Source organism: Bradyrhizobium sp. 164 (genome assembly GCF_023073715.1).
In the GTDB taxonomy this organism is placed as follows: domain Bacteria; phylum Pseudomonadota; class Alphaproteobacteria; order Rhizobiales; family Xanthobacteraceae; genus Bradyrhizobium.
The window spans coordinates 19,998-31,946 of the sequence record NZ_JADPKA010000030.1 but is presented as its reverse complement, the minus strand read 5'-3'; the positions used below and the strand labels follow the sequence as shown (position 1 = coordinate 31,946).

The window sequence follows — 11,949 nt, the reverse complement described above, 5'->3', positions numbered from 1 at the left end:
CGGCGCGCCATCACGTCCGAACCTAAAGGTAGACCGGACCTCGCGCGAGCCGAGCTGAACCGACGCGAAATGACCCCGAGCGGGCATTCAACAGAAGCTTCGAAATTCCACACCAGCAACTTCTGGCCAGCCAGCGCAGCGTGAGCCGGAACGAGTTTTACCCAAGGTTGTTGACGCTCAAGCCATCTGACGTCGCGTCTGTCATCGCATAGGCCAGCTGGGGAGGCCCTTCGTCTAGTTCGAGGATCTCGTTCCTTGACCTCAAAAGGAAAAATCGCATGACGAAAAGCACGCTCGATCTGGCACGCGCCAGGTTAAAGGCATACGTCAACAAGGATCGGAAAGTGATCGAAGCGCTTCTTGCGGACGATTATCACTTCTCAAGTCCAGTCGACAATGAGCTGGATCGTGCGACTTATCTGCGCCGCTGCTGGCCCAACAGCGAAAAAATCAATTCTTTCGATGAAGTCATCGCGACCGAGGATGGAAACCGAGCGGTCATCGTCTACGAGGGATCTGCTGGAGGAGGCCACAGGTTCCGCAATTGTGAGGTAACTACCGCTCGCGGAGACAAGATCGTTCGGGTGGAAGTCTACTGGGGATGGGATATACCTCACAAGGCTCCGAAGGGTGGCTTCATCGAAAGATGACGGCGAGGGTCATGCTTAGCGGTAGTCTCGGATTTGCTCGACCTGGATTTTTCGCGTTTTGGCAGTGAGCAAATGTGTGGCACTGGGGCCGGTCTTGGCCCTGAGCTGCCGTCTGTATTGAGCGAGGCCACGTCGGATGTCAGAGGAGAAGCGGGCCAACGCTTGTGAAACAGGCCCAGCTCGGTCGGTCGTTGGTCTAGCCGCGGTGCCAGCTACAAGAGCCAAAGCAGACCTCGCCGACCGGTTTACGGCTTCGCAAGGAAAGCCGGTCGGATTTCCGTTTCAACAGGTCGCGGGCGCGGTCCGCTCGCCTGGACGGCACCATCGAGCGCCGCCAGCACCTCGCGCGGATGACTGAACTCGGTCCCATCGAATTTGATCCCAGGTCCCTCGGCATCGAGCAATCTCACTTGCCAGAATGCATTGGGCCGCTGCGTCGCTTCGGCGGGATGGAAGGAAATCTGCTCAAAGAGCATCTTGCGACAATGGATGGACGGAAGCGGCGCCATACGACGAATGATCCCGCGGCCTTTGCCGAGATCTTCGACGCCGTCCGGATCCCCGATCACTGCACCGTTGTCTGCTCGCGTCCACAGCCATACTTGCTCTGTGCTGATCACTTCGCGCTCTTGGCCGGGGCGAGCGCGCGCTAGCACGTTCGCTCCAATCAGCGGTTCAACATCAGCCGGCAGGGCCGCATTGAGTTCCGCGTCCTCGATCGCCGCGGCCGCCAGGTCCCTAAACAGCGCGATCGCCTTGGCATTGATTTCTGCAAGCTCGCTGGAAATCCGCTGAGCTAGTTCTTCGTTCGCGGCCCGGCGGCGGTTGTAACGCTCGCGGAACGCGATCTTGGCTTCGGCGCCCCGGTCCTCGGCTATTTCTCGCTCAAGCGTCTCAACGAGGATCGTCAGCCGCTCTTTCTCCGTAGCCCGCCAATCGAATTCGTCCTTCCAACTAGCGAAAGCCTCGCGACCAGCCTTGCTGGCGTCCGCCTTAGCCTCGACGAGCGCCGCAAGACCTCTCTCGTTCTCAATTAGCTCGGAGCGCGCGCGCTCGAGACGTGCGCGACAGTCGGTTATAGTATCGAGCATGCGGGTCTCCTAGTGTTGTGGTTGAACGTGAAAAGCACTCGACTGCCCAACGGTAGGTCAGTCGGCGAGCGTTAATCACTGCTTCGATGTCTGACACTGCTCCAAGCGATAGCTGATCAGATTTTCGCGTCTCGCGGCAAGGAGGTCGTCGCGCATCCATGCGCGAAGCCTTGCCGCGCTACCGCTTCGGCGCAGGTTCTCGAAAGCGTTCGAGGGCACGGAGGGGCAATATCTTCAAAAACGGTAGAGTGACGACGCGCCAGCGATCGCTTCCCAATTCCTTTCGACCGAAGCCACCGGGCTGTGCGCCGTGAATGTTCGCCTGACACAGCCGGCGCATCTGGCTCTCAGAGACGTCAGCGATGAACGCGGCTTCCTTCAGTCCGATCTCGTGGAGCGCGCCCTCCGGGGCGCGTCCCTGGGTACGCGCCAATTCGAGCACAGCCTCGAGCTTGCCGATAAAGACCTCCTCACTGAGGCTCATGTCATTGGCCCCAGATTAAGCTGGGGGAATGCCGGCCGGCCAGCTAGGGCGAATAGCTTGCGCCGGCGGTACCGGCCAATGATCGCGATCCGGCCGCTCTTAATGAGCGTCCGCAAGACGCGCCTGGTGGCCCACAATCGCGGCGCCGGGACCGTCTGATGCCAACCCCGGCGCAGGGCAGGACGCGGCCCATAAACGCTGCAAGCGAGCTCAACGGCGGTCAAACCGCCATGCTCAGTGAGGACAGCAAGGATCCTCGACCGCAGGCGTCGGTTCGAGCGGGAGGCGGTACCGAGATTGCTGCGGCAAGCTATCATTGCCGAGCTACCGGGTACAAAACGAAAGTGGGAATTTTGAAATTCCAGATACGCGGGTTTTCCGCGCGCATCGCGCTCGCGACCATCTGCCTGGCTGAAAGATACTTGTCCTTTTTCCGCGGCGTTCGCGGGCGCAGCGCGGCTGACAGCGGCGCTGGTGCGGGTTCACCGGTCGTGGTGTCTAACCACTGGGCACGCGGTGCACCGCCACCAGCGAGTGGCGTAGGAGGGGCGATGCCGCTGATGCGAGAGGCATTGGTGGCACTCCGTCCCGCCCGCGGCTCCGCCACCCAAAGCCGAACCAGCCCGCCAGCGCCCCGCGCTCGCGCGCGCGTGCGTATTCTATCTATCTGCTTAGCGTGCTGCCTGTGATGGGCAATGGAGGTGCGGCAGGGGCGGGTTCCAGAGGACGGCCGGACGCGCTTGAGCGCGCCGGCCTTTGAGGATGAACATGCTTTTGGAGTTCTGTGGTCCAATCGGTCCAATGAGGTCCAAAAATGCTCCAAAATCGATGTCATTGGTCCAAATCCATTGGTCCAAAATCTCCCTCCTTTAAGGAGGAGATTGGGACATTGGACATGGGACCGGTTTGGAGTGACCAGATGTCCTGATGAGAATAGTCGAGACGTCCCTGTCGCTTCAGCTCCTTCAACGTGACGCGCAACTGTTCGGACCCGGACTTTCCCTCGGACACTATCTGGTGGTCGCGGGCGGCGCTTAAGAGCGCCGCCCGACCGAACCGACCAGCTTCGTTGAGCCGATCGAAAAGCTGGAGCAGCTCCGCAGCTCGGTTCAGGACTGCCTGTGAAGCCACCGCGTCACCTTTTTGATCACTGCCGATTGCATCCATCACCACCGTATGTTCGGCGTCCGCATCTGCGGTTCGAGGAGTGATCTCGACCTGTCTTAACCGAAAGCGAAACGATTGCCCCTCCGGAATGTCGTTCGCTGCCGTGATTTTCGCTTCGCGAATGTCATCTGACCGCTTCTCCAGGGACATCAAGACGTCCGCACTCGCCGGCACGGCCGAGCTGCCGCGCATCTTTGTCTTCCCTTGGGTGTTGTGATGCAGAACGATGACGCCGGCTCCCACCTCTTCGGCAATGCGACTGAGCTGGTTGAAGATGAGCCCCATCGGGCCCGCGGCATTCTCGTCGACGCCTCCAGAGGCACGGTTCAGGGTGTCCACAACGATCAGCTTCACGGGGAGGGTCGAGGACATTTCCTTCGCGGTATCGATGATCTTCTTCGCATCTTCAGCGTTTGCGAGGTTGATCGGGCCGCTGCATACCGCGATTGGCGGCTCGACGTTCTCATGTATTCGCTGCAGGGCTCGGAAGCGTTTCTTTGTCACAGGAGCCTTCTCAAGGCTCCATAGAGTACAGCGGCCCTGGCAACAGGGCGGCCAAATATCTCGCCACCGGTGGCTACGGCGAAACTGATGTGCGTCGCCAGTTGTGTCTTACCCACCTTCGTGTCGGCGTGGATCACCATCACTTCTCCAGCGCCGAGGACCCCGCGAATAACCCATTCTTTTCGCGGAGCCGAGCTGGGATCACCCAACCATTGGACCGAGAGCCCTGCCGCGTGACTATCGGAGTTTCTTGTCACACTGCGGACGGCTCCCCGGATCTGTGTTGGCACCGTCATCAGAAGCTCCCATCGATCTGGAGGCGGAAGTCGGGACCATGCAGCTCTTTTCCGATCGCATCGGAGAGCTCGAAGATCGCGACGGTTTCGCAATCCGGACAGTCGACACCCATCGCTCGGAGATCGTCACAGAGCTTTTCTAGCTCGCGGGTGAGATATTCTTCCGCCTCATGACCGGACATCGCGCGCATGGCGCGCGCGTGTCGCTCGACCAAATGTCGACGTCGACCAATGGAAAAAGCACCACAGCTGTCTCCGTTGGAGCCGGCTCGTCGCCGGAGCGCAACACGAGGGGAAACTTGATCACGTCACCCATGTCAAAAGACCTCATCCTCTATGGTGATGAGCTGCTCGGCCGCGCGTGCTTTCGGCACGCCGCGCGCCCCGAGCTGCTGTACCCATCGCAGAGCGTCGGTGAGCTGGCGCTCGACTTCGAACAGCTCGTCGAAGCTCATACCGCCGGCCAAGTCGCGGTGCTGGTGTTGCTCGCAAAACGATGAAAGTTCGCGCACGAGGCCGAGCAACTTGCCGGCGCGGCGATACGGGCTGATGAGCCGTTCGGTCATTTCTTCTGTCCTCGATCGATGGGAGAGAGAAGGCGCCGCCCCAGGCCGTGAACACCCTGGGGCGGCGCTGTGCCGCGCGGCGTACTTCCGGCCGGCGGCGGCTGCGCCGGCGCCGGAGACTGCCTCGGCGCGGCTGCAAGGAGCATCAGGCAGCGGGCTCGCGTTGTACGGCTGCAATCAGCTTCTGATAATGTTTGTGCAGGTTCTTCGCCGTGACGTTTCGCCGGCTACCGTTCGGCACCAGCACGAAAACGCCGGCATCCACCAGCTCATAGAAGCGGGTTAAACCGACGTTCGCGACGCGGCATGCGGTCTTAATATCGTTAAGTGGAGCGAGACCATGCGCCTTGACGAAGTCCTCGTAGCTCAGGTCCAGATCGTGATCCGGCTCGGCTTGCTGTTCGATCGGCGCATCTTGCGCCGGATCTCCGTTTTTCGCTTTCTTCCGCATTGGCCCGTCCACGTTCGTTGTGGTTACGAGATCGGAACTACAAGGAGAGCGAACGGCAGTCAGGCCCGGTACAAATAATTATCTTTCGAGATTTGTACCGGCGAAGGCGGAAATCACTCGGCTGCCGATGGTCTTGCGATCGCATTGAAGCGATGTGGGCAACATTTTTTGCGCATCGAGCACGAACTCAACGAAGTCGCCTTTTGCGCCTGTGCCTGACACTTCGGTGAACCCTTTTCGGCCTGCTCTCTGCTCATAGAGGTCGTGGAGCCGTCTCACGAATTCGTAGAACAGCGGCAGTGTCTGCCTTCCGCGCTTGGCCCGCAGGCCTATCTCCTCCGCGCGCTGTCGAGCGAGCCGGAGCGTTTGCATGGTGCATCGGAGCTGCTCGATATCGTCCTGCGGAAGCACGAATTCACACAGGTTGATCTTCTCGCCAGTGTCGACCACGCTGTAGCGATCGATCTCCTCCAGCTTGTCATCGAGCGCGGTCGCCAGCTCGCCCAGTTCTTTGAGTAGTACCAAGGACTGACGGTCCTGAAACATCAGGAAGGCTGGTGGATTGCTGGCCAGCATTGTCAGGCCTGCAAGGTGGCTGCGAAGGTTTTCATCCGCTTCCTCGTAAGTCGCGCCGCATAAGCCTCGACGATTTAGCGCGTCGACCAGGATCTGTGTGCGACGCCGGAGATCATGCTCTGCATCGCGTGATGGTTCTGCAATCTCTGCCATTTTAGGCTCTCAACTGCACCACGCGACCGAACCCGCGGAGCTCATCGAGATAGTCGGCCCACCATTGCGATAGTCGACGCCGCTGCTCGTGGTACGCCGCATCGTTGTACGTGCCGCGCACAGCATCCTCGTCCATATGGTTCAACGCGGTCTCAATGACATCGGCTCGCGCGGCATGGGCTTCGTTCGCCAACGTCGAGAACGCGCTGCGGAAGCCGTGACCCACGTGGTCGCTGTTTGCATACCCGAGCCGTCGCAGCGCCGAATTCATCGCGCTCTCCGATAGCGGCCGGTACCGTGATCGCTTCACCGGCTACCCGTCCTTCCCGACGGTGCGGCGCGGTTGCTGGCATGGGAACAGGAAATCAGCGCCGGCGGCCACGCGCTCGGCGCTTTCCGCCGTCCACCCGGTGAGTTGCCGAAGCTCTTGCAGGAACGCCACTGCCTGCCGGCTGAGGTAAACCGTGTGGCTCTTGCGCATCTTCATGAGCGAGGGCGGCAACGTGACGACCGGCTCGGCGCCGTCAGCGTCGATCCAAGACCAGCGCAGTCGCCTCAGTTCGCCCGGCCGCAGCCCCGTCAGCGCGAGCAATTCGAGCGCGAGGCGGGTTTGCGAAGCGCCATGATAGCCGCGCACGTCGCGGAGGAGCTTGCCGAACCGCCGCGCCGCATCCCCGTCGCGATCACCGTCACGGGCATCTGTGACGCTGGCGTGGTGCCGCACGGCTTTGGCACCCCTAATCGTAATGTCAGCGTTTCTGGTATCGCCCAGCGGGTTGACCGGAATAGCGCCGCGCCTGGCTGCTCGGGCAAGCACGCGGCTGACCGTCGCGCGGCAGCGGTGAGCTGTGTCACGTTGACCGCGCGCGCCTATGCGATCGAGCGCGTCAACAATCTGCGCAGTGGTTAAGGTGCGCGCATCCAGCTTGCCGAGCTGAGGCCTAACCAGCGACAATAACCAATCCAATTTTTCGATTGTCTCCGGAGACTTCTTGCGCTGGTCTTTGGGCGCGTCCAGTCCGCCGGTAAGGCTGCGCTGATCGTCGAGCCAATCGTCAGCGATCCGGTCAAAGGTCGTCAGATGCGCTACGGCTGCGGCCTGCTTATCGGCCTTCCGCTTCTCAGATGGATCAATTCCCGCCGCTAACACGCGCTTGTTGGCGTCGCGCGCATCGCGCGCCGCCGCGAGGCTGACGTGCGGGTAGACGCCTAACGCTATCGTCTTTTGTTTGCCGCCAAAGCGATACGCATGCCGCCAAAGGCGTGATCCGCCGGTATCGACCAGCAAATAGAGGCCGCCGCTATCGCTCAACTTGTACGGCTTCTCGGCCTTTTTGGCAGCTCGACAGGCTGCGTCCGTCAGTGCCATCGCTCACCCCCACGATTTTTCGCGTTTCCCGAACGTTTGTTGGTATCTCCTTTGCCCCAACCCCACACATACCAACAGAGATACCAACAAAAATCGCGGAGGCTGGCGGAGGGAGACGAACGCAGGCGAAGGGAAAAATGCGAACTTTCAGCGACTTACGCCGCTCAAACGAAGACTAGCGAAAGAGGATGAATAGTCAATTGGTGCCGGCTGAGGGGATTGAACCCCCGACCTTCGGTTTACAAAACCGCTGCTCTACCGCTGAGCTAAGCCGGCGACACTTGAGGAAGTGGCAGGGGCCGGCAGATGCCGGGGCCGTCCACCCGTGCGCGGCGCAATATCAGACTTGGCCGGAAAGAGCCAGAACCGCGATCATCGTCGCAAGACATGAATCAGGCGGCCCAGCGGGCCGCCTGTTGTGTCGTTCGATATGAGTCCCGTTTACTGGCACATGTGCCGGCGGCCATCTTCGCCCTTGAACCAGGTGCCGGGCGTGCAGACGAAGCCGTTACGCTGGGCATAGGTGCGGGTGTCCCAGCGGCGATTGTCCCACGAATTGTCGTAGGCGTAGGAATTGTCCCAGGCGCGGAACGGAGCGGTTGCGATCGCGCCCGCGGTACCGATCGCGGCACCGGCTACGCCCGCCGCGACATCGGTCGGCCAGAATCCGGTGCGGCTCCTGCTCCAGTCGTTATTCCAGTCGCCGCTGTTGGTCTGCCGATAGGACATGCGACGATGGCGATAGCCCCGGTCGGTGTACGGGTTTCCCTGTCCGAGATTCTGGCAGTTTGCATTGGGGAACTGGGCCGAGCAGCGGGCAGGATTATTGATCACCGCCTGTGCCATCGCGGAGCCCGCGAGAGTGGTGGTTGCGATCGCGACGGCGCCGAGGAGTTTGATATTCATGATTGTTGGCTCCCGTTGTGATTGAACGGGGGCTAAATATCGAGCACGCCGGACGTTCCGGTGAAACCGTTCGATTTCGTAGCTGGATGGTCAAACAGATGTGAGCATTCGGCGTGGTTCCCGTCGGTAGCTCGGCGCCGTTAACGCTTCACTAGTCCGCTTTGCAGCATTTGAGCGGCGCGCAATCCTTGCACATTAGGCTTACCGGAAATTGGTGAGCGGGCCTTAACCCTCTCGGCGTTGCGATCGGATAGGTTGTCGCCGGATAAATGGGGTCCTCTCATGCGCGCTGTGGCGCTCGCCGCTTTTCTGATCGGACTGCCCGCGACGGCGCTGGCCGGCGGCGGCTTCGATATTGTCGTTCCCGGCCGTCCGGGCGTGCCGATCATCATCAACAACATCGACGCATCCTATAGCGTTGTCGAGGGCGTCTGGGGCCTCGGCAAGAACCAGCAGGTGCAGCCCACGATCTATGGCGGGCGCTATATCGCCGAGCGGCAGCCCGACGACGTTGGCCATTATTATCCGACGTTGGGCCTGCGGCCCGGCTACGGCCGGCTCGAGGTCGAGCCGCCCGCGAACCGCAGATTGCCGAAGCCGGCCGAGAGCTACCATCAGAGCTGGGGCGCGCAATCGGCGCCGCTGCCGCCGCAGATGGACGTGCCCATCGATCCCCCGCCGGTGATCCTCGCGCCGGAGATCAATGTGAATCCGCAGCATCGTCGGCCGCGGCCGCATGCCGAGGGGGCCGGCAAGCCGCCCGGTTAAGAAACGTCAAAATCCAACAAACGAAGATTAACAGGAGAGAGTAATGCGTCAGATGATTTCGGGACTGGTCGCGGCGGCTGCCGCGATGTTCGTGGGGACCGCGCCAGCCGCGGCCTGCGGCTTCAATCCGTGCCAGCCGGTCGCGCCGGTCTATTCCGGCTGCAACACAGGTTGCGGCGGCTATGGATACGGCTATGGCGCCTATGAGCGCCTCGTCGAGCCGACCACGCAATATTACTACGTCAACCAGGGGCCGACCTACACCGGCCCGGGCGCGTTCGCGCCGTATCCGACCTACCGTGAAGACGCGGTCGTTGCCCCCGCCAATTATGGCTACGGTTATGGCTATCGCGCCGCGGCGGTCGCAGCTCCGGATGCCTATCCCTATCGTCGGCCGTACTATCGGCCGTATCGCTACGGCTACGGCCCGCGCCAGGGCTATCTGCCGCGCGTGCACTACGGCTACGGTCCGCGCTATGGCTACGCCCGCCGCGCGCCCGCGCCGTACTATTACGGCGGCCACCGCGTGCTGCGCCGTTACAACTGATCTCTGATTAGCTGCCAACGAGACGCCCGTTCGCGTGATGCGGACGGGCGTTTTGCTTTTTGATGTGAGCGTACCGCAGTGGCGGTCAACAGGAATGCAGCTAGGAGAAAGTCGTCTTGTCCGGGCTCGGCTGCGCCGTGACGTTCTGCCCTGGCTTGCCAAGCCGAAGCTCGCGAAGCGAGCGAAGGCTGGTGGGGGAGGCAGGACTCGAACCTGCGAAGCCATGAGGCGGCTGATTTACAGTCAGCTCCCTTTGCCACTCGGGACACTCCCCCGCTCGACGGCAGCACAATCGGGCCGGACCTTGCCGGCGGACCGAAGACGGCCATGGAACGTGAAGGCCGCGACAACCCGGATCGGGGCGCGACCGGGCGCGTTTATGAGCGATGCGGTGGGGCAAAGTCAACCGAGGCGAACAGCTAAAACCGCGCCCAAAGGCAGCCAAATTGCCATATTCCGGCGCCCGTGACACAAGCGAGCCCATGAAGGATCGAAAATTCGGCCCCAAGGGGGCTCGCGGCGGGGCTAAGCCCTTCAACAGGCCCGGGAAGTCCGCCGGCCGGCCGGCTTGGCGCGACCGCGATTCGCACCCCGACGGGCCCGTCATCCTGTATGGCTGGCACACCGTCACGATGGCGCTCGCCAACCCTCGGCGGCGGATCCGCAAGCTGACGCTGACCGAGAACGCCGCAAGGCGGCTTGCGGACGAAAACATCGCGACTCCTGTCGCGCCCGAGATCGTCCGGCCCCAGGAGATCGACCGTCTGCTGTCGCCAGACGCCGTGCATCAGGGTCTGCTCGCGGAAGCCGATCCTCTGCCTTCGCCCGACATCGAGACATTGAAGCAGGAAGGCATGGTGCTGGTGCTCGACCAGATCACCGATCCACACAATGTCGGCGCGATCTTGCGCTCCGCCGCGGCCTTTGCGGTGAAGGCGATCGTCACCACCGCGCGTCACAGTCCGGAAGCAACCGGCGTGCTCGCGAAGGCAGCCTCCGGTGCGCTCGAGCTCGTGCCGCTCATCACCGTGCAAAACCTCGCCCGCGCGCTCACCGCGCTGAACGAGCGCGGCTTTCAGACCGTCGGGCTCGACAGCGAAGGCACTGAGGATCTCGGCGACGTCGCACTGCGTGAGCCGCTGGCGCTGGTGCTCGGCGCCGAAGGCAAGGGCCTCAGGCAGTTGACCCGCGAGACCTGCAGCGTTGTGGCGCGCCTCGACATGCCCGGCGAGATCAAGAGTCTCAACGTCTCGAACGCCGCCGTGCTCTCGCTCTATGTCGGCGCAAGCAGGCTCGGGCTGATGAAGCAGGGCGCGACGTCGTAGACCGAAGGTAGACTTTACCCGATCAACTCCCGCACCATCGGCACCACCTTGCGCCCATAAAGCTCGATGCTGCGCATCAGCTTCTCGTGCGCCAATGGACCTGCCGAATATTTCAACTGGAAGCGCGAGATGCCGAGCGCCTTTGCCGTCTTGGCGATCTTGCGTGCGACCGTTTCCGGCGCGCCGACATAGAGCGAGCCGTGCTCGGCCTCGTTCACGAACTCGTCGCGGCCCATCGGCGGCCAGCCGCGTTCCTTGCCGATGCGGTCACGCATAGCCTTGTAGTCTGGCCATAGCTCCTCGCGCGCCTGTGCGTCAGTCTCGGCGACATAGCCGGGCGAATGCACGCCGATCGGCTGCGCCGGGCGACCGAACTCCTTGAACGCGCGGTGATAGAGATCGACGTAGGGCGCAAAGCGCGCAGGATCGCCGCCGATTATCGCGAGCATCAAGGGCAGGCCGTAATGCGCGGCACGCACCACCGATTGCGGACTGCCGCCGACGCCGATCCAGGTTTTCAGCGTGCCGTTCTCGATTGGCGGATAGACCGATTGATCGCGCAGCGGCGGACGCAGCTTGCCTTCCCAGGTCACCGGCGTTTGCGACAGCAGGGCCGTGAACAGGTCGAGCTTTTCCTCGAACAGCTCTTCGTATTTGCGCAGGTCGAAGCCGAACAGTGGAAAGGATTCGGTGAACGAGCCGCGGCCGAGGATCACCTCGGCGCGCCCGTTCGAGAGCGCATCCAACGTGGCGAAGCGCTGGAACACGCGGATCGGATCGTCCGAGCTCAGCACCGTCACGGCCGAGCCGAGATGGATGCGCCTGGTGCGCGCCGCGATGGCTGCGAGCACGGTCTCGGGCGAGGAGATCGCGAAGTCGGCGCGGTGATGTTCGCCGAGGCCGATGAAGTCGAGACCGAGCTCATCGGCCAGCACGGCTTCGTCGACGACGTTGCGGATCACCTGCGCATGCGAAAGCATCGCGCCGGAGGCGTCCTTGGTGACGTCGCCAAAGGTATCCAGTCCGAATTCGAGCGGTGCGGTCATGGATGAAGTCTCTGCGGGAAGATGGACGACACTTAATGAACAGCCGCACC

General features: G+C 62.1%; 14 protein-coding genes, 2 tRNA genes and 1 pseudogene. 4 read left to right on the top strand and 13 right to left on the bottom strand.

The window, feature by feature from the left end:
- Positions 1 to 278: 278 nt before the first annotated feature.
- A complete protein-coding gene (locus tag IVB01_RS13920) occupies positions 279 to 650 on the top strand; it encodes a nuclear transport factor 2 family protein (protein WP_247473314.1) in 372 nt (123 codons plus the stop codon).
- A 245-nt stretch (positions 651 to 895) separates the two neighbouring features.
- Here the strand turns inward: IVB01_RS13920 and IVB01_RS13915 are convergent, their stop codons facing one another.
- The 11 genes and pseudogenes from IVB01_RS13915 to IVB01_RS13865 form a co-directional block, all read right to left on the bottom strand.
- Positions 896 to 1,741: a hypothetical protein gene (locus IVB01_RS13915; RefSeq protein ID WP_247494599.1), complete on the bottom strand. Its 846-nt coding sequence runs from the start codon at positions 1,739 to 1,741 to the stop codon at positions 896 to 898.
- A 178-nt stretch (positions 1,742 to 1,919) separates the two neighbouring features.
- Positions 1,920 to 2,225, bottom strand: a complete 306-nt coding sequence (locus IVB01_RS13910) for a hypothetical protein (RefSeq protein ID WP_247494598.1) — start codon at positions 2,223 to 2,225, stop codon at positions 1,920 to 1,922.
- Positions 2,226 to 3,056: 831 nt separating this feature from the next.
- Positions 3,057 to 4,192 (bottom strand): annotated as a pseudogene (locus IVB01_RS13905) (AAA family ATPase).
- Complete coding sequence (locus IVB01_RS13900; protein WP_346659335.1) at positions 4,192 to 4,425, bottom strand: DUF6074 family protein; 234 nt, start codon at positions 4,423 to 4,425, stop codon at positions 4,192 to 4,194. Before IVB01_RS13900 ends, IVB01_RS13905 begins: the two are co-directional and overlap by 1 nt.
- Positions 4,426 to 4,509: 84 nt before the next feature.
- Positions 4,510 to 4,758 carry a hypothetical protein gene (locus IVB01_RS13895; RefSeq protein WP_247450178.1) on the bottom strand — a complete coding sequence of 83 codons (249 nt, stop codon included), beginning with the start codon at positions 4,756 to 4,758 and terminating at the stop codon, positions 4,510 to 4,512.
- A gap of 145 nt (positions 4,759 to 4,903) precedes the next feature.
- Positions 4,904 to 5,209: a hypothetical protein gene (locus tag IVB01_RS13890; protein WP_247450176.1), complete on the bottom strand. Its 306-nt coding sequence runs from the start codon at positions 5,207 to 5,209 to the stop codon at positions 4,904 to 4,906.
- A 78-nt stretch (positions 5,210 to 5,287) separates the two neighbouring features.
- A complete protein-coding gene (locus IVB01_RS13885; RefSeq protein WP_247450174.1) occupies positions 5,288 to 5,938 on the bottom strand; it encodes a hypothetical protein in 651 nt (216 codons plus the stop codon).
- Position 5,939: 1 nt separating this feature from the next.
- Positions 5,940 to 6,209: a hypothetical protein gene (locus IVB01_RS13880; RefSeq protein WP_247450172.1), complete on the bottom strand. Its 270-nt coding sequence runs from the start codon at positions 6,207 to 6,209 to the stop codon at positions 5,940 to 5,942.
- A 42-nt stretch (positions 6,210 to 6,251) separates the two neighbouring features.
- Positions 6,252 to 7,307, bottom strand: a complete 1,056-nt coding sequence (locus tag IVB01_RS13875; protein ID WP_247450170.1) for an integrase arm-type DNA-binding domain-containing protein — start codon at positions 7,305 to 7,307, stop codon at positions 6,252 to 6,254.
- Between the two features lie 201 nt (positions 7,308 to 7,508).
- Positions 7,509 to 7,583: transfer RNA gene (locus IVB01_RS13870), tRNA-Thr, on the bottom strand.
- Between the two features lie 165 nt (positions 7,584 to 7,748).
- A complete protein-coding gene (locus IVB01_RS13865; RefSeq protein WP_247280932.1) occupies positions 7,749 to 8,213 on the bottom strand; it encodes a hypothetical protein in 465 nt (154 codons plus the stop codon).
- Between the two features lie 282 nt (positions 8,214 to 8,495).
- Here IVB01_RS13865 and IVB01_RS13860 point away from each other — a divergent pair, with 282 nt between their 5' ends.
- Positions 8,496 to 8,981: a hypothetical protein gene (locus tag IVB01_RS13860; RefSeq protein ID WP_247280933.1), complete on the top strand. Its 486-nt coding sequence runs from the start codon at positions 8,496 to 8,498 to the stop codon at positions 8,979 to 8,981.
- Between the two features lie 43 nt (positions 8,982 to 9,024).
- Positions 9,025 to 9,528, top strand: a complete 504-nt coding sequence (locus tag IVB01_RS13855; RefSeq protein ID WP_247280934.1) for a hypothetical protein — start codon at positions 9,025 to 9,027, stop codon at positions 9,526 to 9,528.
- A gap of 189 nt (positions 9,529 to 9,717) precedes the next feature.
- Here IVB01_RS13855 and IVB01_RS13850 read toward each other — a convergent pair.
- Positions 9,718 to 9,803 (bottom strand) — tRNA-Tyr (locus tag IVB01_RS13850).
- Positions 9,804 to 10,010: 207 nt separating this feature from the next.
- Here IVB01_RS13850 and rlmB point away from each other — a divergent pair.
- Entirely contained in the window at positions 10,011 to 10,853 is an 843-nt protein-coding gene (gene rlmB / locus IVB01_RS13845; protein WP_247280935.1) for a 23S rRNA (guanosine(2251)-2'-O)-methyltransferase RlmB, read from the top strand.
- Positions 10,854 to 10,867: 14 nt separating this feature from the next.
- Here rlmB and IVB01_RS13840 read toward each other — a convergent pair whose 3' ends face one another.
- On the bottom strand, positions 10,868 to 11,899 hold the full coding sequence (locus tag IVB01_RS13840) for an LLM class flavin-dependent oxidoreductase (RefSeq protein WP_247280936.1): 1,032 nt from the start codon (positions 11,897 to 11,899) through the stop codon (positions 10,868 to 10,870).
- Positions 11,900 to 11,949 lie beyond the last annotated feature (50 nt).

Excerpts from the sequence above, each read along its gene's own strand:
- rlmB (WP_247280935.1), top strand. The coding sequence starts at position 10,011 with ATGAAGGATCGAAAATTCGGCCCCAAGGGGGCTCGCGGCGGGGCTAAG.
- IVB01_RS13920 (WP_247473314.1), top strand. The coding sequence starts at position 279 with ATGACGAAAAGCACGCTCGATCTGGCACGCGCCAGGTTAAAGGCATAC.
- IVB01_RS13910 (WP_247494598.1), bottom strand. The coding sequence starts at position 2,225 with ATGAGCCTCAGTGAGGAGGTCTTTATCGGCAAGCTCGAGGCTGTGCTC.
- IVB01_RS13875 (WP_247450170.1), bottom strand. The coding sequence starts at position 7,307 with ATGGCACTGACGGACGCAGCCTGTCGAGCTGCCAAAAAGGCCGAGAAG.
- IVB01_RS13885 (WP_247450174.1), bottom strand. The coding sequence starts at position 5,938 with ATGGCAGAGATTGCAGAACCATCACGCGATGCAGAGCATGATCTCCGG.
- IVB01_RS13840 (WP_247280936.1), bottom strand. The coding sequence starts at position 11,899 with ATGACCGCACCGCTCGAATTCGGACTGGATACCTTTGGCGACGTCACC.
- IVB01_RS13860 (WP_247280933.1), top strand. The coding sequence starts at position 8,496 with ATGCGCGCTGTGGCGCTCGCCGCTTTTCTGATCGGACTGCCCGCGACG.
- IVB01_RS13915 (WP_247494599.1), bottom strand. The coding sequence starts at position 1,741 with ATGCTCGATACTATAACCGACTGTCGCGCACGTCTCGAGCGCGCGCGC.
- IVB01_RS13890 (WP_247450176.1), bottom strand. The coding sequence starts at position 5,209 with ATGCGGAAGAAAGCGAAAAACGGAGATCCGGCGCAAGATGCGCCGATC.
- IVB01_RS13865 (WP_247280932.1), bottom strand. The coding sequence starts at position 8,213 with ATGAATATCAAACTCCTCGGCGCCGTCGCGATCGCAACCACCACTCTC.
- IVB01_RS13880 (WP_247450172.1), bottom strand. The coding sequence starts at position 6,209 with ATGAATTCGGCGCTGCGACGGCTCGGGTATGCAAACAGCGACCACGTG.
- IVB01_RS13895 (WP_247450178.1), bottom strand. The coding sequence starts at position 4,758 with ATGACCGAACGGCTCATCAGCCCGTATCGCCGCGCCGGCAAGTTGCTC.
- IVB01_RS13855 (WP_247280934.1), top strand. The coding sequence starts at position 9,025 with ATGCGTCAGATGATTTCGGGACTGGTCGCGGCGGCTGCCGCGATGTTC.